This window comes from Streptomyces sp. 5-10, from assembly GCF_014712245.1.
In the GTDB taxonomy this organism is placed as follows: domain Bacteria; phylum Actinomycetota; class Actinomycetes; order Streptomycetales; family Streptomycetaceae; genus Streptomyces; species Streptomyces violaceusniger.
On sequence record NZ_JACVYG010000022.1, the window covers coordinates 22,961 to 45,497 of the forward strand.

Genomic DNA, 22,537 nt, shown 5'->3' on the forward strand with positions numbered 1-22,537 from the left:
TGAACCGGGCAGGCTGCCCGGAGAGCGGAGGTTCCTTTGATGTCACCGCTGCTGTCGCTGTCAGCGCTGCGCCTGCCCCTGCCGCCTTCGCTGCTTCTCGCACCCCTCAAGGGCGGTGTGACCGCGGGGGTGCGGGATGCCGCCGGAGCCGTCGGACGGCTGGTCCGGCCCTCCGAGCGCGGGATCTGGTCCTACCCGGGGCGGTACTACATCGAGGTCCGCGGGGTGCACGGCATCGGCGGTGAGCAGGTGGCCCGCCGGGTGGAGCTGGCGCTCGAGGAGCATCCGCGAGTGCAGTGGGCACGTGTGAACGCGCCCTCCGAACGGGTCGTGGTGGCCGTGGGCAAGCCGCCCCCGTCCGAGCAGGACCTGATCGCCCGGATCGAGCGCGCGGAACTCCAGGAGCCCGCCGGACCCACCGAAGAGTTCGACGAATGGGCCCCGGAGCCCCGCCACCCCTCCGGCGGCGCCAGGGAGGCCCAGTCGCTGGCCGTCGTGGCCGCGGACGTCGTGGGGCTGAGCGTGGCCACCGCGCTGCGCCTGGCCCCCTGGCTCAAGCTGCCCACCGAGGTGGCCGCCACCATGTCCGTCATCCAGAACCACCCCCGCCTGCGGCGCCTCGCCCTGGCCATCACCCGCGGCCGGACGACCGAGCCGACGCTGCCGGTGCTGAGCGCGCTGACCCAGGGCGTGGCCACCAGCGGCGGGGGGCTCGTGCTCGACCTCATCCAGCGGATGGCCCTGTGGTGGGAGGCGGAGGCGGAGGGCCGGGCCTGGGCGGCGATGGAGCCGCATCTGGTGCACGGCCCCCGGGACGTGGTGGCCGAGCCCATCGTGGTCGAGCGGCCCGGCCCGTCCCCCAAGGACACCGTGGAGCGCTTCGCGGAGCTCTCCATGGCCGCGGGGGCCGCGGCCGGTGCCCTCGCCGTCCCCTTCGCCGGTCCGCGCCGCGGGCTCGCCGTCGGGTTCTCCTCCGTGCCCAAGGCGCCCGGGGCCGGCCGGGAGGGATTCGCGACCAGCCTCGGCCGGTTCCTGGCGCTGCGCGGCGTCCTGGCCATGGACCGCAGCGCGCTGCGGCGGCTGGGCCAGGTCGACACCGTGGTGCTGGACGAGGCGGCGCTGCGCGGCGACCGCTACGAACCCATCGACCTGGAACTCCTCGGCGGCGCCGACCCCGAGCGGACCGCCGACCGGCTCTTCGACCTCTTCGACCCCGATGAGCCCCTGGAGACCCGCCGCGCGGGCGGATGGGTGCTCGGCGCCCTGGACACGCTGGAGCTGACGGGCCGCACCGGCCAGCAGACCGCGGCGAAGCTCCGCCGCAGGGGCAGCGAGCGGGTGCTCGGCCTGGCCCGGGGGAGCAAGCTCCAGGCGGTGGTGGGCCTCGCCCCGCAGACCGTGCCCGGCGCCGAGGCCGTGGCCGCCGCCGCCCGGCGGGCCGGGTCCCGCATCGTCCTGGCCACCGACCGGCCGCACCCCACGGGCATCACCTTCGCCGACGCGGTGGTGCCCTCCGGCGGCCGCCTCGTGGCCTCCGTACGCTCCCTCCAGGCCGACGGCGCCGTGGTGCTGCTGCTCTCCGGCAACCGCCGGGCCCTGGGGGCCGCCGACTGCGGTATCGGGGTGCACCGCGAGGGCGAGCCCCCCGCCTGGGGCGCCCATCTGCTCGTCGGCGCCGACCTGGAGTCGGCCGGACTCATCGTGGACGCCGTCGGCGTGGCCGCGCGGGTCGACCGGGAGAGCGCCCTGCTGTCCGCCGGCGGCAGCGCCATCGGCGCGGTGGCCGCCCTCCAGGCGCCCCCGAACCAGGCCACCGCGCGCGGCGCGGCGGCCGGTACCACCGCGGGGACCCTGGCCTTCGCCCTGGGCAACTGGCGGGCGCGCCAGCTCCTGGCCCGCCCCATGGACCCGCCGGTGACCACCACCCCCTGGTATCTGATGCCCGTCCCCCGGGTGCTGGAGCGGCTGCGGACCGGGCCCGACGGGCTGGCCCCGGAGGAGGCGGCGTCCCGCACCGCGCAGGGGCCGCGCCGGGGCGAGCCCACCGGCACCACCCTGCCCGCCGCGTTCATCGAGGAGCTCGCCAACCCGCTGACCCCGGTGCTGGCCGCCGGGGCCGCCCTGGCCGCCGCCGTGGGCTCGCGCACCGACGCCGCGCTGGTGGCCGCCATCACCGGCGTCTCCGCGCTCGTCGGCGGGTTCCAGCGGGTCAGGACCGAGCGGGCGCTGTCCGAGCTGTTCGCCCGGTCGGCGATCGGCGCCCGGGTCCGCAGGGGCGGTACGGAACGCCTGGTGACCGCCGGGGACCTGGTCCCCGGCGACATCGTCGTGCTGGGCCCGGAGGACGTGGTGCCCGCCGACTGCCGGGTGCTGGAGGCCGAGGGGCTCGAGGTCGACGAGTCCTCGCTGACCGGCGAGTCCCTTCCGGTGCACAAGTCCCCGGCACCGGTCGTCGGCGCCCAGCTCACCCAGCGCCGGTCGATGCTCTACGAGGGCACCACGGTCTCCGCGGGGCGGGCGGAGGCCGTCGTCGTGGCCACCGGACCGGCCACCGAGGTCGGCCGCAGCCTGGCCACCGCACGCCAGGCCGCCCCCGTCACCGGTGTCGAGGCGCGGCTGACCGCGCTCACCCGGTCCAGCGTGCCCATCGCGGTCGGGTCCGCCGCCGCGGTCGCCGGCGCCGGACTGCTGCACGGCCTCCCGCTCACCGAGAACCTCGCCTCCGCCGTCAACCTCGCCGTGGCGTCCGTCCCCGAAGGGCTCCCGTTCCTGGTGAACGCCGCCCAGCTGGCCGCCGCCCGGCGGCTGGCCGACCTCGGCGCCCTGGTCCGCAACCCCCGCACCATCGAGGCCCTCGGCCGGGCCGACGTGCTGTGCTTCGACAAGACCGGGACCCTCACCGAGGGCAGCCTCCAGCTCGCCGCCGTCAGCGACGGCGGCGGCCCGCAACCCGCCGACCGGCTCGACGCGCCCCGTAAGGCGGTGCTCGCCGCCGCCCTGCGCGCGACCCCGCCGGCCCGCCAGGCCGAGCCCATGGCGCACCAGACCGACCGCGCGGTGAGCGTCGGGGCGCGCCGGGCCGGGGTCGGGGTGCGGCGCGGGGCGCCCCGCTGGCGCCGTACCGACTCGCTGCCCTTCGAACCCTCCCGCGCCTACCACGCCACCGCCGGGCGCACCTCGCACGGCGCGCTGCTCAGCGTCAAGGGAGCGCCCGAGGGCGTCCTGGAGCGGGTCGCCCGGCGGCGCGCACCGGGCACCGGACGGGCCACCCCACTGGACGCGGAGGACATCAAGAAGCTGGCCGACGCCGCCGAGGAGCTGGCCGGAGCGGGGCGGCGGGTGCTGGCGGTGGCCGAGCGCCCGATGCGGGAGGGCGAGGACCTTACCGACGACACCGTGCGGGACCTGGACTTCCTCGGCTTCATCGCGCTCGCCGACCCCGTCCGCACCAGCGCGGGACCGGCCACCGAGCGGCTGCGCGAGGCCGGGGTGCAGACCGTGATGCTCACCGGCGACCACCCCGCCACCGCGGACGCCATCGCGGCCACCGTCATGGACGTCCCCGAGCCCAAGGTGAGCACCGGCCCCGAGCTGGACGAGATGGACGACGCGCGGCTGGACGAGCTGCTGCCCACGGTGGACGTGATCGCCCGGTGCAGCCCGCACCACAAGGTCCGTATCGTCCAGGCGTACCAGCGCCTCGGCCGGGTGGTGGCCATGACCGGCGACGGCGCCAACGACGCCCCCGCGATCCGGCTCGCGGACGTCGGGATCGCCCTGGGGCGGCGCGGCACCCCCGCCGCGACCGCCGCGGCGGACCTGGTCGTCACCGACGACCGCCTGGAGACCATCGTCTCGGCCCTGATGGAGGGGCGCGCCATGTGGGCCTCGGTCCGGGCCGCACTCGCCATCCTCATCGGCGGCAACTTCGGCGAGGTCACCTTCAGCGTGGCGATCTCCGCCCTGACCGGTACCACACCCCTGAGCGCGCGTCAGATCATGCTGGTCAACCTGCTGACCGACCTCGCGCCCGCGCTCGCCATCGCGGTGCGCGAGCCCACCGGGCACACCGGCGAACGGCTGCTCAAGGAGGGCCCCAGCCGCTCGCTGGGCGTGGCGCTCACCAAGGAGATGCTGCTGCGGGGCGTCATCACGGCCGCCGGGGCCGGACTGGCGTGGACCGGCGCCCGGGTCACCGGCCGGGGCCGCCGGGCCAGTACGGTGGCGCTCGCCGCCCTGGTCGGCACCCAGCTGGCGCAGACCCTGACGACGGGCGGCCTGGACCGGCACGTCCTGATCGCCGGCCTGGGCTCCGCCGCGGTGCTCGCCGGCATCATCCAGACCCCGGGCGTCAGCCAGTTCTTCGACTGCACCCCGCTCGGCCCGTTCGCCTGGGCCATCACCCTGGGCTCCATCACCGTGGCGACCCTGTTCGGCCCCGTCCTCGCGCCCATGCTGCACCTGGACAGGGCGCCGCTCGAGGAGGAGGCGGTGGAGGAGCCCACGGCCACGGACGCCGCGAAGGCCGCCGCACCGCGGTGAGTACCGAACCTCTTGCGCCGCCCGGCCCGAGCGATAGTGTTGAATGTCCCGGTTTGAGATGACGGGGGCGGGTCGGTGCGGAGGAGGGCGTGATGCGGAGCCGAGAGAGGTATGAGCTGGTCTTCGTGGATACGACCGCCCCGGACCCGGGAGCCGAGGACGTCGTGGTGGTGCACCGCACGGAGAGCAGCGGTCCGGGCGGCCACCCCGTGTACGCGGACGACACCGGCATCGTACGGGCGGAGATCAGCGACCGCGCGGAGGTACGGATGATCGCCAGCGGCGGTCATCAGGTGCACGCCGCCGCGGTCAGCGCCCGCCCAGTGTCCTGAGTCACCCGTCCGGCGCCCCGAGCCGACTGTCGTTTCCGCAGGTCGGCGCCGTTGTCAGTGGGGCCCGCTAGGTTTGGCCCCCATGGCAGTCCGAAGAGCGATCGAAGCGATCGAGGTGCGGCGATGAGTGATGTGGCGGCGGTGGACGGCGCGACCGGTGTCGAGCTCCAGCTGGAGCCGTACCGCACGCAGCTGACCGGTTACTGCTATCGGATGCTGGGCTCGGCCTTCGAGGCCGAGGACGCGGTGCAGGAGACGATGGTGCGCGCCTGGCGGGGGCTGGACCGTTTCGAGGGCCGGTCCGCGCTGCGGTCGTGGCTCTACCGCATCGCCACCAATGTGTGCCTGGACATGCTCAGCGGGAGCAAGCGGCGGGCCCGGCCCATGGATCTGACCTCCGCGGCCACGCCTTTCCCGGCCACGCTCGCCGAGCAGCCGGAGGCCACCTGGATCGGGCCGGTCCCGGACGGCCAGGTGCTGCCGGACGGGGGAGACCCCGCCGAGGTGGCGGCCCAGCGGGACGCGGTGCGGCTCGCGTTCATCGCCGCGCTCCAGCATCTGGCGCCCCGCCAGCGGGCGGTGCTGATCCTGCGCGAGGTGCTGGCGTGGAAGGCGAGCGAGGTCGCCGAGCTGCTGGGCACCACCGTCGCGTCGGTCAACAGCGCGCTGCAGCGCGCCCGGGCCACCCTCGCCGCGAGCCAGGTCAGCGACTCCGACCCGGTCAAGCCGCTGGACGAGGAGCAGCGCGCGCTGCTGGCCCGCTATGTGGACGCCTTCGAGCGCTATGACCTGGACTCCCTCACCGCGCTGCTGCACGAGGACGCCACGCTCTCCATGCCGCCGTACGAGCTGTGGCTGCGCGGCCACGAGGACATCCGCCAGTGGCTGCTGGGCCATGGCATCGGCTGCCGCGGCTCCCGTCTGGTCCCGACCGTGGCCAACGGCATGCCCGCCTTCGGCCAGTACCGCCCGGGCGGCGCCGACGGCCACCATGAGCCCTGGGCGCTTCAGGTCCTGGAGATATCAGGGGGCCGGATCACCGGGCTCAACTCCTTCCTGGACACCGAGCGCCTCTTCCCGCTGTTCGGCCTCCCCGCCCGGCTCGGGCCCGAGGGCGTGGCCTAACGCCGCGGGGGCCGACAGGGCCTCGTCCAGCCCCGTCCAGGCGAGCAGCCGCCGCAGTTCGCCGCGGGCGTTGCGGAGCTGGATCCCGCGCCCCAGCCGACCGGCGGTCAGCCGCAGCCGGGCCAGGGCCTCGATCACGGCCAGGTCCGGCCGTCCCACCCCGCCCACGTCCACGGTGACCGGCCCCGGACCGGCGCGGCGCGCCAGCGCAGACAGCCGCTCGCACAGCCGCGCCACCTCGGCGCGGGTGACCGGCTGGGCCAGCACCAGCACGGCCGGGGGCGGCATGGGCGGATTCTCGGGCTCGGGACCGGTCAACGTCCACCTCCTGTCGCGGCGTTCACCGGTGCAGACCGCCGGGGCCGGGAAAAATCATCGGAGAACGTGCGGCTGTGACGCACGTTCTCCGATGATGGCGGATCAGTTGTTCTGGACGAACTGCTTCGCCAGGCCGTCGCCGACCGACACGGCCTTGTCGTGGTTCTCGATGGGGGAGACGGAGGAGTTCTTGAAGAGGATGTACGTCACCCCCGACTCGGCGCCGCCGGTCTCCGGGTCGGGATCGATGCCGAGCGCGTTGGCCGTGGCGTAGGACGCCTCACCGATGATCTTGTTCGGCCCGGTGTCGCCCACCACCGCGTACTCGACCTTGTTGTTGTAGATGACCGCGACCACACCGCCGCCCTTGATGCCGGCCTGCCGGTAGTCCCAGGTGGAACTCGGGCTCGGCACCACGACATACGGCAGCTTGTCGGCGATGAGGGGCTTGCCGTCCGACTGGTGGAAGGCGGTGTCGTCCTGGAACCACGGGTCGGTGTCCCCGTTGCACCGGGAGGTCACCTGGCCGTCGCAGTCGACGTCCATGTCGGCCTTCCAGAAGACCGCCCCATTGGCGCCGCAGACCGGGACGGTGGCCGATGTCTCCTCGTCGGTGCGGTACTTGCCACTGGATATCTGGGAACAGCTCCGGACCTTGGCGAGCAGTTGCGCCGCGGTGACCGTGCCCTCCTTGGTGGACGCGGGGGCCGGCGCGGGGCCCCGGGTGTTGGCGTGGGCGCCGGCGGTGACGGAGCCGGCCAGCAGACCGGCCGTGGCGATCACGAACGCGAAACGCTTGCGCATAGGACACCCCTTTGTTAGGAACCTTTCCTAACCTCGACGGGGGGCATCTTGGGTGAGTTGATAAGATCATGTCAATAGGCTGGCGCCGCGGAAGCCGATGCGTATTGCCGCGCGAATCGGCGGCGTTCGCACCAGCTTCCCGCAGCAGCCTCCCGCAGGCGCTCTCAGGCCATGATTATTGGGTGCGTGATGCCCGGAGCGTGGTTCCTCCGCGCGGTCCTCAGTCCGTGGCCCGCACCAGCTTCAGCAGCCGCGTCACCTCGCGCGCCACCGCGTCCCGTGCGGCCGCGACATACCGGCGGGGGTCGACCACCTCGGGGTGGCCTGCCAGATGGTCGCGGATCGCCCGGGTGAAGGCCACGTTCAGATGGGTGGCGATGTTCACCTTCGTCAGCCCCGCCTCCACCGCCCGGGTCAGATCCGCCTCGGGCACCCCGGAGGAGCCGTGCAGCACCAGCGGTACCGGTACGGCCGCGCGGAGCGCCGCGACCAGCGGCAGATCCACCACCGCGGCCTTGACGACCATGGCGTGCGAGGTGCCCACCGCGACCGCGAGCGCGTCCACGCCCGTGGCCGCCACATACGCGGCGGCCTCGGCCGGGTCGGTCCTGGCGCCCGGCGCGTGGACGCCGTCCTTGCCGCCCACCTCGCCCAACTCGGCCTCCACCCACACTCCGTGGGCATGGCAGTCGGCCGCCACCTCGGCGGTCGCCGCCACATTGCCGTCGTAGTCCAGGGCCGAGGCGTCGAACATCACCGAGCCGAAGCCGAGGTCCACCGCCTCCCGCACCAGCTCGGGCCCGGTGGCGTGGTCCAGATGCACGGCCACCGGCACCCGCGCCGCGCGGGCCACCTCCACGGTCGCCCGTCCGATGGCGGCCAGGGCGCCGTGATACCGCACCGCGTTCTCGCTGATCTGGAGGATCACCGGCGTGCCCGCCGCCTCCGCCCCGGCCACGATGGCCTGGGCGTGCTCGATCTGGATGACATTGAACGCACCCGCGCCGAGCCCGGCCCGTGCGGCCGCCCCGACGATCTCCCCGGTGGCCACCAGCGGCATCTACCGGCTCCTTCCGCCCGTTCCCGTGTTCCTGCCCTGTCCCGTATCCCGCGGCCCGCCCGTACCCGAGCGGCCCGCCCGTACCCGAGCGGCCCGCCCGTACCCGAGCGGCGCGCGCGGCCCGATCGGCCCCGCTCAGCCCTGCCCACCTCCGCTCGGCTCTGCTCAGCCGAGGAGCACCGAGCGGGTGAGATGGCGCGGCTCGTCGGGGTCGAGCCCGCGCGCCGCCGCGATCGCGACCGCGAGCCGCTGCACCACCACCAGTTCGGCCAGCGGGTCGCGGCCGAAGCCGGCGACCCGGCCACCGGTGCGGGTGATCTCCTCGTCCGCCACGTCCGACACCCCCTCGCCCAGCCACCACACCACGCTCCGCGGGCCGGTCACGCTGATCGGGCCGTGCCGGTACTCCTTGGCCGGATACGCCTCGGTCCACGCCCCCGCCGCCTCGCGCATCTTGAGCGCGGCCTCCTGCGCGACCCCGTAGGTCCAGCACCGCCCGAGGAAGGTGAACTGCCCGGCGTCCACGAGCGGTCCGGGCAGCGGCTCGGCGAGCGCCGCCTCCCCGTCCGCCTCCAGGTGCTCCAGTGGCGCGCCCAAGTGGGCGCGGAGCAGGGCGAGTTCGGTGGTGGCCCAGCGGGTCTGCACCACCGACCGCTCATCGGCGAAGTCGAGCACCACCGCGGCGTCCGCGGCGCCCACGACGGGGGAGTCGGGAACCGCCGTGACGACGGTGGTGGACACCCGGCCGCGCACCGCGCCGAGCAGTTCCAGCACCTCGGTCGTGGTGCCGGACCGGGACAGCGCGACCACCCGGTCGTAGGCACGGCCGAGCGGCATCTCCGACGCCGCGAACGCGTCCGTCTCGCCCTGGCCCGCCGCCTCGCGCAGCGCCGCGTACGACTGGGCGATGAACCACGAGGTGCCGCAGCCGACGACGGCGACCCGCTCGCCCGCCCGGGGCAGCGCCGCCCGTACGGGCCCCTCCGGATCCCGGGCCAGGGCGATGGCACGCCGCCAGCAGTCGGGCTGGCTCGCGATCTCGGCCTCGGTGTGGCTCATGGGACTCCCCTCGTCGCACGGATGACCCGAGCAGTATGCATGCGCGGAGTTGTTTCGTACGGCCTGATAATGCGCAGAATTACGCACGGAAGTCCAGAGCCGCCGTGTGCGGGGAGGAGGGGTAGGGTGATCGGCGTGAAACGGCCCGAGCGCTGGAACGCCCTGCTGGATCTGCTGGCCAGGGACGGCAGGATCGATGTCGAGGAGGCGGCCGCCGAGCTGGCGGTGTCCGCCGCGACCATCCGGCGTGACCTGGATGAACTCGCTCAGCAGCAGATGCTGACGCGCACCCGCGGCGGCGCGGTCGCGCACAACCTCTCGTACGACCTTCCGCTGCGCTACAAGACCGCCCGGCGCGCCTCGGAGAAGCAGCGCATCGCGGCGGCCGCGGCCCGGTTGGCAGAGCCGGGCTCGATCGTGGGGCTCAACGGCGGGACGACCACCACCGAGGTCGCCCGCGCCATCTCCACGCGCGGCGACCTGTCCGCGTCGGGCGGCGGCCCGGCCGTCACGGTCGTCACCAACGCCCTGAACATCGCCAATGAGCTGGCGGTGCGCCCCCAGGTGAAGATCGTACTCACCGGCGGGGTCGCTCGTCCGCAGTCCTTCGAGCTGATGGGGCCGCTGGCCACCGGGGTGCTGGACCAGGTGTCGCTGGATCTGGCGATCCTCGGTGTGGACGCGCTGGACACGGTCCAGGGCGCGACCGCCCACCATGAGGGGGAGGCCAGCATCAACCACCTCATGGCCGGCCGGGCCGCCCGGGTGGTGGTCGTGGCCGACAGCTCCAAGCTGGGCCGCCGGGCATTCGCCCGGATCTGCGCACTGGACGAGATCGATGTGCTGATCACGGACACCGGCGCCGATGAGGAACTGGTCGCTCCGTACACCGAGGCCGGTGTCCGCGTGATCAGGGCCTGAGGTCTGATCGGGCCCTGAGATGTCGCATGCCCACGCCCACGCCCACGCCCACGCCTACGCCTACGCCTACGCCTTGGCGGCGGCCAGCAGGGCCGCCACCCGCTCCACGGCGAACGCGTAGCCCTGGACACCGCAACCGGCGATCACCCCGCTGGCCAGCGCGGAGACATAGGAGTGGTGCCGGAAGGCCTCCCGCTGGTGGATGTTGGAGATGTGCACCTCCAGGATCGGCAGACCGTCGCAGGTGGCCAGGGCGTCGCGCAGGGCGACGGAGGTGTGGGAGTACCCCGCGGGGTTGATGATGACCGCCGCGTGGCGCTCCCGGGCCTCGTGGATCCAGTCGATCAGCTGGCCCTCGTGGTTGCTCTGCCGGCAGTCGGTCGTCAGACCGTACGGCGCGGCCGTCTCCGCCACCAGCTTCTCGATGTCGGCCAGGGTGTCGGTGCCGTAGATCTCGGGTTGCCGGCGGCCCAGGAGGTTCAGGTTCGGTCCGTTGAGCACCATGATCGTGGAGCGGTCGCGCACGGGGGTGGTGGCCATGGCGTGTGGTCCTTCCTGGGCGGTCGGCACTTCGAGGGGCGGTTCACCGGGGGCACCGACCCGCGAGGCATCGTAGATCAGGGATATGACACCACGGTGGACGGCACGGTGGAGGTGCCCGAGGTGGGAGATCCGGTGTCATTGATGACGCGCTCGTACTGGCCCTGGCCGCCGAGCGAGACGACCAGCAGATTGTGGAACTTCACCCCCGGGGCGTTCGGCGCGGCGAAGCCGTGGTGCTGCACGATGCTGGGGTCGACGTTGTAGTAGCAGTAGCTGCCGAGCCCCCATCCCTCGTGCGTGGTCACCGAATCGGCCACCTTGTAGGCGGCGTAGCCCTTGATCGAGCCGTTCTGGATGGCCGCCTGGTTCGGGGCGTCGTACGCCTTCTCGTTCTGGAAGAAGATGGTCCGGCCCCGCTGCCCGAACCACTGCACGTCGTACTTGTTGAAGTGCTCCACGAACAGCCCCGTGGCCAGCACGTCGTCGCCGTTGACCCGGACGCCGTAGTCGGCGCGGTTGGTCTCCCAGCCGACCCCGTCGCCGTGGTCGGCGCGCCAGACCCAGGTGTGGTCGACGATGGTGTGCCGGCTGTTGATCACCATGCTGGTGGTGGCCTTGCCGGGGCCCGCGCCACCGATGCGGATGAACACGTCCTGGACGGTGGTGGGGTTGGCCGAGTGGTCGGCCGAGGCCCCTTGCGGACCGACTTCCAGCAGCGTGGCGGAGTTGACCGGCCCGGCGTCGATGAGGAAACCGGCCAGCCGCACCCCGTCGACATCGGCGACCTTCAGCGCGGTGACGCCGTTGTCGGGGACGAGCGTGGCGTAGCCGAGCCCGAGGACGACGGTGTTCGCGCGGTTCACCTGCACCGGCCGGTCGAGGTGGTAGATCCCCGGGGTGAGCAGCAGATGCAGCCCCTGGGTGAGCGCCTCGTTGAGGGTGGCCGCGGTGACGCCGGGCTTGGCCACGTAGAACTGCGACAGCGGCAGCGAGGTGCCTCTGGGGGTGCCGTTGCCCCAGGTGACACCGCGGGCGTCGGTGCGCTTCTCGGGCAGGAAGACCCGGTACTCGCCGCCGTTGAGGTACAGGAAGGGCTTCTCCCGGGAGACCGGGGTGGTGTTGAGCGTGGTGTACGGCGGGTTGGGGAAGCTCTGCCCGGGCGCGCCCTCCACACCGGAGAAGACCATGTTCCACACGCCGTTGAGCCAGCCGCCGATGGCGCTGTCGCGGGTGTACCACTGCTGCTGGGAGTACGGCCCGACCTGGCCGTCGATGCGGCTGTCCGCGATGTACCCGCCACTCGCCCAGCCGTAGCCGTCGGGGGCGAGGTTGAGCCCGCCGCGGACGTGCATCCGCCGGAAGGGGGCCGCCTGTGCCACGGCCCAGCGGTTGGTGCCGTTGACCGGTACGACCGCGAGGTTCTCCGCCGAGCGCCAGAAGTTCTGGGTGGCATTGCCGTTGAACCACCCGGCGTCCACCGTGATGTCGCCGTTGATGGTCGTGTCGTCGGGGGACAGCCCCAGCCCGGCGATGGAGGTGTAGAAGCCGATCTGGGCGTTGAGCCCGTGGTAGCTGCCGGGCTTGAACAGCAGGGCGTAGCGCCCGGTGCCGAACTGCGCCGACTCCTGCTTCTTGAACACCTCGTCCAGCTTGGCCTGGATGCCGGGCGTGGACGGGTCGAAGACGATCACGTTCGGACCGAGGTCGCCCCCGCCCGGCAGGGCCTTGGGGCTCTTGCCCCGGCCCGAGGGGGCGGCGGCAGCGGAAGTGGCCAGGCCGCCGAGGGCGGGAGCCGATGCGACGGCGGCCGCGGCGCCGAGCACCGCCCGGCGGCCGACCGCGGAGCGGCCGGAGGAGGACGTGGGGGGAGGCGTGGGGGAAGGCGTCATGGGGGCGTCTCTCCTGGTTCAGTAAATGAACGGAATGGGGGGTGAGGGAGCGCTCTCTCGCCGTCGCATGCTTCATCCATGTGAACGACTCGTCAAGAGTTGTGACCGCAGTCCTTACATGTTGATGCCTTGTGAACGTCAACTGCCCGGTAGATCCCCTGGTTCGGGGGAAGCTGGGGAGATTTGCGGTCGGCCGCGCCCCTGGCCGTTGTGTTCAAGAGGGAAAGGCGTGGGCAGTGGCCGGTCCACATGGGCCCGTTCGGTCGGCGCGAGACGCTCCCGGCCTGCTGCCGCTGTTCCTCATACGGGACTGGGTGCGCGTCGAACAGAAGGGATGAGCGCTGCATCATGGACCGTTGACGGGCGGCCGCCGTGGCCGCCCGGCATGGGGAAGCAGCGGAAGAAGGAGGAACGCCGATGCGGGTGGCGTTGCACTCGGTTCTCAAGGAGGGCCAGGAGTCCGGTTATGAGCAGGTGCACGCCACGGTCCCGGAGGACCTGCTGGCGGCGCTGCGCCGGGCCGGGATCACCAACTGGCGGATCTGGCGCAGCGGGCGCCATCTCTTCCACCTCGTGGACTGCGAGGACTTCGCCGCCGCGATGGCGGCGCTGGACGAGGACCCGGCCAACCAGCGCTGGCAGGAGTTCATCGGCGCGTACGTCGACCACTTCGAGGACACCGGCGGTTCCCCCGCCGAGGCGGAGCGGATGGCGCTCGGCGAGGTGTGGGAGCTGCGCGCCCAGGCGGAGGCCGCCGAGCGCGGTCAGGGGGTGTCCGGCGGATCGTGACGCCTGCGGCGGGCTGTTGTGGGAAGGGGGAGCATCGATATGCGGCTCCGGCGCGTGGTCCGACGGACACTCCGTAGCCGGGACGATCGGCCGAACCGGCGGAGCCTACCGATCCGGATCGTCCGGCGCAGCAATTCATCAGACCTTGAGTACGGGTGAGAGCGGGGCGAACGCGTCCACGTACGACGTGGTGGCCCCGCGTGGGGGCGTGGCGGAACGCCGCAAGCGCTCCGCACACGCCTGCCGCGCATCCCCGACTGGAGGTCAGTGAGTTGAGCCACCGACGTGTGAACAAGCGGACCCTCGCCATTTCCGGAGCCGCCATCGTCGCGCTCGGAGCAGCCGCCATTCTGCTGCCCAACGCGAACGCGAACCCGGACGAGACGTCGGGCGCCAAGACCTTCTCGTCCCCGGCCGCCGTGAAGCTCGCGAGGAGTCTCGCCTCGGACCTCGGTGACAACGGCGCGGGCTGGTACTACGACAATGGCAACCGCCAGCTGGTCATGAACGTGATGGACGAGGACTCCGCCGAGTCCGTCCGGGCCAAGGGCGCCGTGGCGAAGGTCGTCCAGAACAGCATGGCCGATCTGAAGGCCGCCACCCAGACGCTGAGCAGCGATGCGTCGGTGCCGGGCACCGCCTGGTCGATCGACCCGGTCACCAACAAGGTCCAGGTGACCGCCGACCGGACGGTGACCGGCACGAAGTGGGACACGCTGACCAAGGCCACGGACCAGATGGAGGGCATGGTCAGCGTCAAGCGCAGCAAGGGCGAGTTCAAGAAGTTCGACGGCGAGGAGGCGGCCCAACCCGGCGACAACGGCGGCGCGGGTGCCGGTGACGCGGCGGGTGACGCCGGTGACGCGGGCGCCGGGGACGCCGCCGGTGCGGCGGGCGGAGCGGGTGACGCGGGGGCCGGTGCCGCAGGTGGTGCGGGTGACGCGGGGGCCGCTGGCGGTGCGGGTGACGCCGGTGCCGGGGGCGCCGGAGACGCCGCGGGTGGTGCGGGTGACGCCGGGGGCGGCGGGGACGCCGCGGCCGGTGGGCTCGACGGCGGCGATGCCATCTTCGGCGGTGGCGCCCGCTGTTCGCTGGGCTTCAACGTCAGCGTCGACGGCGCGCCGGGCTTCCTGACCGCGGGCCACTGCGGCAACGAATCCCAGACCTGGACCTCGGACGAGGCCGGGGCCCAGCAGGTGGGCACGGTGCAGGACTCCAAGTTCCCCGAGAACGACTTCGCGCTGGTGATGTACGACGACGCCACCACCCAGCCGTCCAGCACGGTCGACCTCCAGGACGGCACCACCCAGGAGATCGGGCGCGCCGTCGAGGCGAGCGTGGGCCTGAAGGTGCAGCGCTCCGGCTCCACGACCGGGGTCACCGACGGCACGGTCACCGGCCTCAACGCCACGGTGAACTACGGCAACGGCGACATCGTCAACGGCCTCATCCAGACCGATGTGTGCGCCGAGCCCGGCGACAGCGGTGGCGCGATGTTCGCCGAGGACGCGGCGGTCGGGTTGACGTCCGGCGGCAGCGGCGACTGCACCCAGGGCGGCGAGACGTTCTTCCAGCCGGTGACCGCCGCGCTGGAGGCCACCGGCGCGGTCATCGGCGCGGACGGTGGCGGCGCCGGTGGCGGTGATGCGGCCGGTGGTGCTGGTGATGCGGCCGGTGGCGCCGGTGACGCGGCGGGCGGTGCTGGTGATGCGGCCGGTGGTGCTGGTGATACGGCGGGTGGCGCCGGTGACGCCGCAGGTGCGGGCAATGCCGGAGCCGGTGACGCGGGCGCCGGTGACGCGGGCGCAGCCGCCGGGGCCGGTGACACCGGCAGCGTCGCGGGCCAGGGTCTCAACTGATCCGGCCCGCCCCATGAACGAGGCCCCGGGCGCCCTCCTGCCCCAGTGCCCGGGGCCTCCCCCTTTTCCCTACGGCCTACGGCCTACGAGACCTACGGCCCACGAGACCTACGGCCCCACGCGACCCCTGACCCTCCGGCCCTAGCTGTGCCGTCCGGAGACCGGAAGCCCCGCCGCCTCCGCCGCCGCGCCGAGCACCTCCCGGAGCATGGCCGGGGTGAGCCGCCCGGTGAAGGTGTTCTGCTGGCTCACGTGGTAGCAGCCGAAGAGCGTGAGCGGCGGCCCGTCGTCGGCCGCCCGCAGCGTGGCCCGGGCGCCGTGTCCGAACACCGGCCGGGGCCGGGGCACGGCCCATCCGCCCGCCTCCAGGGCGGGCATCACGGCCTGCCAGCCGAACGAGCCGAGCACCACCGCGGTCCGCAGCGTCGGCCGCAGCAGCCGCAGCTCCCGGGCCAGCCACGAGCGGCAGGTGTCCCGCTCCTCGGGGGTGGGCCGGTTGGCGGGCGGTGCGCAGTGCACCGGCGAGGTGATCCTGACCCCGTAGAGCTCCAGACCGTCGCCGCGGTGGGTGGCGGTCGGCTGGCTGGCCAGCCCCAGGTCGTACAGCGCGGCGTACAGGAAGTCCCCGGCGCGGTCGCCGGTGAACATCCGGCCCGTGCGGTTTCCCCCGTGGGCGGCCGGTGCGAGCCCCACGATCGCCACTCTGGCGTCCGGCGGCCCGAACCCGGGCACCGGCCGCCCCCAGTACTCCCAGTCGGCGTAGGCCCGGCGCTTGGTGCGGGCGGCCTCCTCCCGCCACTGGACCAGCCGGGGGCAGGCACGGCAGTCGATGACCCGTGCGTCCAGCTCGGCGAGGGTTTCGGCGCCGGGTGCCTGACGGGCGGGGTAGGAGCGGTCGGATTCGGAGGTGGTCATGTAGGGGGCTGGTGCCCCGTGTCCTTGCGGAGAAAACGCCGCAGCCGGGTGAGTGACCAGGTGTTGATGACATCGTCCGGGGTCAGCCAGCCCCGCTGGGCCATGCCCACCCCGTACCGCATGTTGTCCAGGTCCCGGGTCGAGTGGGCGTCGCTGTCCAGGGCGAACACCACTCCGTGCGACTTGGCCCGCAGGATGTTCTCGTCCGACAGGTCGAGCCGGTTCGGGTGGGCGTTGATCTCCAGCGCGGTGCCCGTGCGGGCGCAGGCGGCGAACACCTCGTCCAAGTCGGCGTCGATACCGGGCCGCTTGCCGATCAGCCGGGTGGTCGGATGGCCGATGACATGCACGTGCGGGTTCTCGCAGGCCCGCACCAGCCGCCGGGTCATGGCCTTGCGGTCCAGGCCGAACTGGGTGTGCACCGAGGCCACGCACAGATCGAAGTCCTCGAGGAACTCGGGCGGCCAGTCCACGTCCCCGTCGACGTCGATGTTCAGCTCCACACCGTGCAGCAGCCGGGTGTCCCCGCGGCCGCGCCCCCGGTCGAGCGCGCGCACCCGCTCCCGCTGGGCCAGCATCTTCTCCTCGGTCATCTGCTGCATGTACAGCTTGGGCGCGTGATCGGTGATGGCGTAGTACGCGTAGCCGCGCCGCTCCGCCTTGGCGATCATGTCCTCCAGCGACTCCAGCCCGTCGGTGAGGTTGGTGTGGGTGTGCAGATCGCCCCGCAGATCGGACTCCTTGACCAGCCGGGGGAGTTGCCCTTCGAGGGCCGCCTTGACCTCGCCCCGGTCCTCGCGCAGCGTCGGCGGGATCCAGTCCATGCCGAGCCGGGCGTAGACGTCCTCCTCGCTCCGCGAGGCGATCGTCTTGCCGCTCTTGGTCTCGAAGAGGCCGTACTCGGAGAGCTTGAGGCCATGGCGCACCGCGATCGCGCGGATGCGGATGTTGTGCGCCTTGGAGCCGGTGAAGTAGAGGAGTCCCGCGCCCCAGGAGTCCAGCGGCAGGACCCGCAGATCCACCTGGAGCCCCTTCGTGGTGCGGATCGAGGTCTTCTTCTGGCCGTGGGCGATCACCTCGGAGGTGAGCGGCAGCCGGGTGAACGCGTCCATGAACGGGCCGGATTCCTCCGCCGCCACCAGGATGTCCACATCGCCCACGGTCTCCTTCATCCGGCGCAGCGACCCGGCGTAGGCACACCTCCGGCAGCCGGGCACCTTGGACAGGGCGGCGACGATGTCATCGGCCACGTCCATGGCCTCGTCGAGCGGGATGCGGTTGCCCGCGGCCCGCAACAGCCCGATGCCGTGCAGGATGTTCTCCTCGGACTTCGGCCCGAAGCCCTTGAGGTCGCGCAGCTGGTGGTCCTCGATGGCCTGGGCCAGCTGGTCGATCGAGGAGATCTCCAGCTCCTCGTAGAGGATCATGGCCTTCTTCGGCCCGAGCGCCGGGATGGCGGTCAGCTCCCGCACCCCGGCCGGGATCGCGGCGCGCGCCTCCTCGACGGCGGGCATGGTCCCGGTGCGCAGATACTCGACCACCTTGTCGGCGATCGACCGGCCGACGTTGGGGATGTCCCGCAGCGCCTTCGCGTCGAACTGCGAGATGTCGGCCGCGTGGCCGCCGATCGCCCGGGCGGCCTTCTCGTACGCACGCGCCCGGTACGCGTCCCCGCCCGTGATCAGGAGCAGATCGGCGTATTCGCGGAGGAGGGCTTCGACCTCCTCGTTGGAGCGAGCCATGACAGCGATTTTAGTCGGCTCTGGCGATCCCGGTGAGGTGGAGGGATCCTGGTGTCAGGAGCGAAACGGCGATCCGCGCGAGTGGGGTCGACCGGTTTCTGCCGTGTGTTTCCCCGGGTTTGGGGGAGGTCATGGACGTTGGATTCCTGAAGCCGTTGTTCGACCGCCCCGGTCCTTGGGCGGGCGTGTACATGGACACTTCCCGCAGCACGGAGGACGCGCCCAGGCGGCGCAGGCTGCGGGAGCGGTTCGTGGCGGATCAGCTGACCGGTCAGGGCGCCGACCGCGCCACCTGCGACGCGGTGGTCGAGCGGCTGGCCGGTGAGCAGGGGGCCAGGGCCTCCGCGGGGCGGGCGCTGTTCGCCGCGGGCGGCGAGGTGGTGCTCGACCTGCCGCTGGCCACGTCCCCGATCGATGTGGTGACGTCCTGGTCGATGCTGCCGCGCGTGGCGCCGCTGGCCGCGTTCCGCGGTGAGTGGCCGGCCTGTCTGGTGGCCTTCGTCGACCAGGCGGGGGCCGATCTGGAGCTGCGGGACGACACCGGTGCCCGACCCGCGGGGCGCGCCGGGGGGCGGAGGGCGCATGGCCGGGGCCACCGGTCGGTGCCCGCCGACCGCTACGAGTGGCACTACCGCAACCGGGTCGGGAACACCTGGGAGCAGACCGCCGACCGGGTGGCCGACGAGCTGGTGCGGCAGTGGACGGAAACCGACGCCGACCTGCTGATCCTGGCCGGTGACCCGCGCGAGCGCCGTGCCGTACGCGACCGGCTGCCCGAGCCGCTGCGGGCCAAGACGGAGGAGACCCGCCACGGCAGCAGGGCCGCCGGCTGCTCCGGGCAGCTGAACGCGGAGATCGACCACGCCCGGGCGGAGTACGCCCGCGCCCATCTGGAGACGGTCCTCGATCTCTTCCGCGCCGGGCGGGGCCGCCCCGGCGGACCGGCCCTGGGCGGACACGACGGCACCGGGCCGCCGAGCAGCGGGGCGGCGGAGGGCGTACCGGCGGTGGTGGAGGCCATGCGCCGCCATCAGGCGGCCACGCTGCTGCTGGGGCACGCGGGCGGCGACATGCGCCATGAGGTGTGGATCGGGCCGGACGCCGATCAGGTGGCCGTGCAGCGCTCCCAGGCGCGCGCCATGGGCGTCAGGACCCCCGAGCCCGCCCGCGCGGACGACGCGCTGATGCGGTCGGCGACGGTGGCCGACACCGAGGTGCTGGTGGTGCCCGAGGGGCTCCAGGGACCGGCCGGGGGCCTGGGCGCGGTGCTGCGCTGGCACGCCTGAACGAGGCGCCTGAACGAGGCGCGGGGCCAGGCGCGGAGCGTCACCGCTCCGCGCCCGCCCGCGCCGCGTTGGCTGCCGTGCTTGGCCGTGCTGGCCGCGCCGGTGTGGCCGTAGTACCGCGCTTGGCTGCGCCGCGCTTGGCCGCGTCGCGCCTGCCTGCTCCGTGCTTGGCCGTGCTGGCTGTGCTGCTCCTGGCGAGCCGTGCTTGGCCGTGCTTGGCCGTGTCGGTGTGGCCGTGCCGCGCCAGGCGGCGCTGCTTGGCTGCCGCGCCTGTCCGCGCCGCGTTGGCTGCTGTGCTTGGCCGTGCTGGCTGCGCCGCTCCTGGCGAGCCGCGCTTGGCCGTGCCGGCCGCGCCGGTGTGGCCGTAATACCGCGCTTGGCCGCGCCGTACCTGTCCGCGTCGCACCTGGCCGCGTCGCCCGTGTCCGCGCAGTACCGCGACCCCGCCCCCCATCGCGCCATCCGCCGGAAGGGCGTTTCTCGGTGGGGCTGGTTGACATGGCGCGCTCAGCTCTCTACGGTCCGTTGGTTGTTAGGAAACCTACTTAACCAATGCTCTGCCTGCCCCCAGGGAGACATCCGTGGTCCTCCGTCCGGCACCCTTCCGGCGGCGGGCGCGAGCCCGCGTCCGGCGCGCTCTGACCGCCTCGCTCGCCGTCGGCGGCCTGCTCCTCACCGTCTCCCTCACCACGGGCGCCGCGCCTCCGCGCGGCGGACCGGTGGCGGGCGGCCCGACCCCGGTGACCCGGGTGGGCGCGGCCCCCGGCACCGCGACCCCGCTCGCGGGCTTCGCCACGCAGTCCTCGGCCAAGGTGTCCGACACCCCCGCGGCCATCTCCACCCCCGGCTACCCCGCGTCCGGCTGGCACCCGGTGGGGCCCCGGTCGACGGTGCTCGCCGGGCTGCTCGCGGCCGGTGCGTACCCGGATCCGTTCTACTCGACCAACCTCGAGAAGATCCCCGCGGCCGACTTCACCGTCCCCTGGTGGTACCGCGGCGACTTCACCGTGGCCGACCCCTCCCGCCGCACCTATCTGGACGTCAGTGGTGTGGTGTCCGCGGCCGATGTGTATGTCAACGGCGTCCAGGTGGCCACCAAGGAGCGGATCGCCGGTGCGTACACCCAGCATGAGCTGGACGTCACCGACCTGGTCAGGGCGGGGACCAATACGGTGGCGTTCCGCGTCCAGCCCAACGATCCGCGCAAGAACCTCACGATGGGCTGGATCGACTGGCTGCAGCCCCCGCCCGACGAGAACATGGGCATCGTCCGCGATGTGCTGGTCCGCCGTGGCGGCCCGGTGGCCCTGCGCGACGCGCATGTGACCACCCGGCTGGACACCGAATCGCTCGCCTCCGCCGAGCTCACCGTCAAGGCGCGGGTCCGCAACGACTCCGCCGCGTCGGTCACCGCCACGGTCTCCGGCACGGCCGGCCCCGCGGCCATCAGCCGCACGGTCTCGCTCGCCCCGCACGAGACCAAGGCCGTCACCTTCGCCCCCGCCGACTTCCCCCAGCTGCGCCTGGACCGGCCCAAGGTGTGGTGGCCCGCCGGGATGGGCGACCAGCCGCTGTACGACCTCGACCTCACCGCCACCGTCTCGGGCACCCCCTCCGACACCGCCCACCACAGCTTCGGCATCCGCGACGTCAAGGCGCCGCTCAACGCCGACGGTGCCCGCCAGTACCGCGTCAACGGACGTCCGCTGCTGATCAAGGCGGGCGGCTGGTCCCCCGATGTGTTTCTGCGCTGGGACGCCCGCTCGGTGGAGGACCGGCTGAAGTACACCCTCGACCTGGGGCTGAACACCGTGCGCCTGGAAGGCCACATCGAGCCGGACGAGTTCTTCGACCTCGCCGACCGCTACGGCGTTCTGACCCTCCCCGGCTGGGAGTGCTGCGACAAGTGGGAGGGCCAGGTCAACGGCGATGAGACGGGGGAGAAGTGGACCTCCGCCGACTACCCGGTCGCCAAGGACTCGATGGCCGCCGAGGCCGCGCGGCTGCGCGACCACCCCAGCGTCATCTCCTTCCTCATCGGCAGCGACTTCGCCCCCGACGCCACCATCGAGAAGAACTACCTGGACGCCCTCGAGGCGGCGGACTGGCCGAACCCGGTGATCCCCGCCGCCTCCGCCAAGTCCTCTCCACAGCTGGGGAAGTCCGGCATGAAGATGACCGGCCCCTACGACTGGGTGCCGCCGGACTACTGGTACGCCAAGCGCGAGGGCGGTGCCACCGGCTTCAACTCCGAGACCAGCGCCGGACCCGACATCCCCACCCTGGACACGCTCCGCCGCATGATGTCCCCGAGCGAACTGGAAACCCTGTGGCGGGACCCGTCGGCCAAGCAGTACCACCGCTCCCCGTCCGCCACCTTCGGCGACCTCAAGCTGTTCGACAACGCGCTGATCGGCCGCTACGGAAAGCCGACCGGGCTGACGGACTACGTGCGCAAGGCGGGGCTGGCGCGGTACGAGGCGGTGCGCGCCCAGTTCGAGGCGTACGCGCGCAACTTCTCCGACGCCTCCCGGCCCGCCACCGGTGTCGTCCACTGGATGCTGAACAGCGGCTGGACCTCGCTCCACTGGCAGCTCTTCGACCGCTTCTCGGACCAGGGCGGGGCCTACTACGGCGCCAAGAAGGCCAATGAGCCGCTGCACATCCAGTACTCCTACGACTCCCGCTCGGTGGTCGTGGTCAACAGCGAGCACACCGCCGCCACCGGTCTCACCGCCCGGGTCGGCCTCTACACCCCCGACGGCACCCGGAAGTTCGACAAGAGCGCCACCGGCCTCCGGGTGCCGGGCGACGGCGGCAAGGCCACCGCGCTCACCGTCCCGGCCGACGTGAGCGGGGTGTCCGGCGCCTATCTGGTCAAGCTCCAGCTCATCGATGGCGCGGGCAAGGAGGTGAGCCGCAATGTGTACTGGCTCTCCACCGAGAAGGACGTGCTCGACTGGGACAACACCGACTGGTACTACACCCCCACCACCTCGTACGCGGATCTGACCGGGCTCGACGACATGGCCGAGGTGCCGGTGTCCGCCACCGCCACCACGACAAGCGGGCCGGACTCCACCGCCACTACGACCGTCACCCTGCGCAACACCGGGAGCGGGCGCACCCCGGCGCTTCTCGTGGACGCCCATCTGGTGAACGGCTCGGGCAAGCCGGTCCTGCCCGTTCGCTGGTCGGACAACGAGGTGAGCCTGTGGCCGGGCGAGTCGGTGACGCTCACCGCCACCTATCGCGCCGCGGACCTTAGCGGTTCGACCCCCTCGGTGCGGATCTCGGGCTGGAACACCGCCACCCGCACCGTCCCGGCGGCCGCCAAGGCGCGCTGACCACCC

At 72.9% G+C, this 22,537-nt stretch carries 16 protein-coding genes; 8 read left to right on the top strand and 8 right to left on the bottom strand.

All coding sequences use genetic code 11. From position 1 onward, the window contains the following. Positions 1–39: 39 nt before the first annotated feature. From IEJ02_RS23610 to IEJ02_RS23620, 3 genes are all read left to right on the top strand, one after another. A complete protein-coding gene (locus IEJ02_RS23610) occupies positions 40–4,542 on the top strand; it encodes a cation-translocating P-type ATPase (protein ID WP_191066695.1) in 4,503 nt (1,500 codons plus the stop codon). 92 nt (positions 4,543–4,634) lie between these two features. Further along, the gene (locus IEJ02_RS23615) at positions 4,635–4,874 is read left to right on the top strand and encodes a DUF6296 family protein (RefSeq protein ID WP_137981476.1); all 240 of its coding nucleotides are present in this window, start codon (positions 4,635–4,637) and stop codon (positions 4,872–4,874) included. A gap of 123 nt (positions 4,875–4,997) precedes the next feature. Continuing rightward, entirely contained in the window at positions 4,998–5,999 is a 1,002-nt protein-coding gene (locus IEJ02_RS23620; protein WP_137981477.1) for a sigma-70 family RNA polymerase sigma factor, read from the top strand. Here IEJ02_RS23620 and IEJ02_RS23625 read toward each other — a convergent pair. The 4 genes from IEJ02_RS23625 to IEJ02_RS23640 all read right to left on the bottom strand — a co-directional run bounded on the left by IEJ02_RS23625 (position 5,898) and on the right by IEJ02_RS23640 (position 9,240). Next, positions 5,898–6,317: an STAS domain-containing protein gene (locus IEJ02_RS23625; RefSeq protein WP_223864305.1), complete on the bottom strand. Its 420-nt coding sequence runs from the start codon at positions 6,315–6,317 to the stop codon at positions 5,898–5,900. The two genes, IEJ02_RS23620 and IEJ02_RS23625, sit on opposite strands and share 102 nt — an antisense overlap. Before the next feature lie 102 nt (positions 6,318–6,419). Further along, positions 6,420–7,121, bottom strand: a complete 702-nt coding sequence (locus tag IEJ02_RS23630) for a glycoside hydrolase family 75 protein (protein ID WP_191066696.1) — start codon at positions 7,119–7,121, stop codon at positions 6,420–6,422. 220 nt (positions 7,122–7,341) lie between these two features. Next, on the bottom strand, positions 7,342–8,181 hold the full coding sequence (locus IEJ02_RS23635) for a class II fructose-bisphosphate aldolase (protein ID WP_191066697.1): 840 nt from the start codon (positions 8,179–8,181) through the stop codon (positions 7,342–7,344). Between the two features lie 165 nt (positions 8,182–8,346). Beyond that, positions 8,347–9,240 (bottom strand): SIS domain-containing protein, encoded by an 894-nt coding sequence (locus tag IEJ02_RS23640; RefSeq protein ID WP_191066698.1) that lies wholly within the window; start codon positions 9,238–9,240, stop codon positions 8,347–8,349. A 135-nt stretch (positions 9,241–9,375) separates the two neighbouring features. Between IEJ02_RS23640 and IEJ02_RS23645 the strand changes: the two genes are divergently transcribed. After that, on the top strand, positions 9,376–10,161 hold the full coding sequence (locus tag IEJ02_RS23645) for a DeoR/GlpR family DNA-binding transcription regulator (protein WP_137981482.1): 786 nt from the start codon (positions 9,376–9,378) through the stop codon (positions 10,159–10,161). 66 nt (positions 10,162–10,227) lie between these two features. Here IEJ02_RS23645 and aroQ read toward each other — a convergent pair whose 3' ends face one another. Together aroQ and IEJ02_RS23655 are read right to left on the bottom strand one after the other, a co-directional pair. Next, the gene (aroQ, locus tag IEJ02_RS23650; protein ID WP_137981483.1) at positions 10,228–10,701 is read right to left on the bottom strand and encodes a type II 3-dehydroquinate dehydratase; all 474 of its coding nucleotides are present in this window, start codon (positions 10,699–10,701) and stop codon (positions 10,228–10,230) included. A 77-nt stretch (positions 10,702–10,778) separates the two neighbouring features. After that, the gene (locus tag IEJ02_RS23655) at positions 10,779–12,593 is read right to left on the bottom strand and encodes a pectate lyase-like domain-containing protein (RefSeq protein WP_191066699.1); all 1,815 of its coding nucleotides are present in this window, start codon (positions 12,591–12,593) and stop codon (positions 10,779–10,781) included. Between the two features lie 417 nt (positions 12,594–13,010). Here IEJ02_RS23655 and IEJ02_RS23660 point away from each other — a divergent pair, with 417 nt between their 5' ends. Continuing rightward, a complete protein-coding gene (locus IEJ02_RS23660; RefSeq protein ID WP_191066700.1) occupies positions 13,011–13,382 on the top strand; it encodes an L-rhamnose mutarotase in 372 nt (123 codons plus the stop codon). Between the two features lie 287 nt (positions 13,383–13,669). Then, positions 13,670–15,241, top strand: a complete 1,572-nt coding sequence (locus tag IEJ02_RS23665) for a S1 family peptidase (RefSeq protein ID WP_317985888.1) — start codon at positions 13,670–13,672, stop codon at positions 15,239–15,241. Between the two features lie 141 nt (positions 15,242–15,382). Here the strand turns inward: IEJ02_RS23665 and IEJ02_RS23670 are convergent, their stop codons facing one another. Both IEJ02_RS23670 and polX read right to left on the bottom strand, forming a co-directional pair. After that, entirely contained in the window at positions 15,383–16,156 is a 774-nt protein-coding gene (locus tag IEJ02_RS23670; RefSeq protein ID WP_137981486.1) for a uracil-DNA glycosylase, read from the bottom strand. After that, positions 16,153–17,898, bottom strand: a complete 1,746-nt coding sequence (polX, locus tag IEJ02_RS23675; RefSeq protein ID WP_191066702.1) for a DNA polymerase/3'-5' exonuclease PolX — start codon at positions 17,896–17,898, stop codon at positions 16,153–16,155. The genes IEJ02_RS23670 and polX overlap by 4 nt, the downstream gene beginning before the upstream one ends. Positions 17,899–18,029: 131 nt before the next feature. Here polX and IEJ02_RS23680 point away from each other — a divergent pair, with 131 nt between their 5' ends. Beyond that, the gene (locus IEJ02_RS23680) at positions 18,030–19,184 is read left to right on the top strand and encodes a baeRF2 domain-containing protein (RefSeq protein WP_191066703.1); all 1,155 of its coding nucleotides are present in this window, start codon (positions 18,030–18,032) and stop codon (positions 19,182–19,184) included. Positions 19,185–19,765: 581 nt separating this feature from the next. Beyond that, a complete protein-coding gene (locus IEJ02_RS23685; RefSeq protein ID WP_191066704.1) occupies positions 19,766–22,531 on the top strand; it encodes a glycoside hydrolase family 2 protein in 2,766 nt (921 codons plus the stop codon). The last annotated feature ends 6 nt before the right edge of the window (positions 22,532–22,537 follow it).

Excerpts from the sequence above, each read along its gene's own strand:
- IEJ02_RS23670 (WP_137981486.1), bottom strand. The coding sequence starts at position 16,156 with ATGACCACCTCCGAATCCGACCGCTCCTACCCCGCCCGTCAGGCACCC.
- IEJ02_RS23655 (WP_191066699.1), bottom strand. The coding sequence starts at position 12,593 with ATGACGCCTTCCCCCACGCCTCCCCCCACGTCCTCCTCCGGCCGCTCC.
- aroQ (WP_137981483.1), bottom strand. The coding sequence starts at position 10,701 with ATGGCCACCACCCCCGTGCGCGACCGCTCCACGATCATGGTGCTCAAC.
- IEJ02_RS23615 (WP_137981476.1), top strand. The coding sequence starts at position 4,635 with ATGCGGAGCCGAGAGAGGTATGAGCTGGTCTTCGTGGATACGACCGCC.
- IEJ02_RS23680 (WP_191066703.1), top strand. The coding sequence starts at position 18,030 with ATGGACGTTGGATTCCTGAAGCCGTTGTTCGACCGCCCCGGTCCTTGG.
- IEJ02_RS23660 (WP_191066700.1), top strand. The coding sequence starts at position 13,011 with ATGCGGGTGGCGTTGCACTCGGTTCTCAAGGAGGGCCAGGAGTCCGGT.
- IEJ02_RS23610 (WP_191066695.1), top strand. The coding sequence starts at position 40 with ATGTCACCGCTGCTGTCGCTGTCAGCGCTGCGCCTGCCCCTGCCGCCT.
- polX (WP_191066702.1), bottom strand. The coding sequence starts at position 17,898 with ATGGCTCGCTCCAACGAGGAGGTCGAAGCCCTCCTCCGCGAATACGCC.
- IEJ02_RS23620 (WP_137981477.1), top strand. The coding sequence starts at position 4,998 with ATGAGTGATGTGGCGGCGGTGGACGGCGCGACCGGTGTCGAGCTCCAG.
- IEJ02_RS23630 (WP_191066696.1), bottom strand. The coding sequence starts at position 7,121 with ATGCGCAAGCGTTTCGCGTTCGTGATCGCCACGGCCGGTCTGCTGGCC.
- IEJ02_RS23640 (WP_191066698.1), bottom strand. The coding sequence starts at position 9,240 with ATGAGCCACACCGAGGCCGAGATCGCGAGCCAGCCCGACTGCTGGCGG.
- IEJ02_RS23635 (WP_191066697.1), bottom strand. The coding sequence starts at position 8,181 with ATGCCGCTGGTGGCCACCGGGGAGATCGTCGGGGCGGCCGCACGGGCC.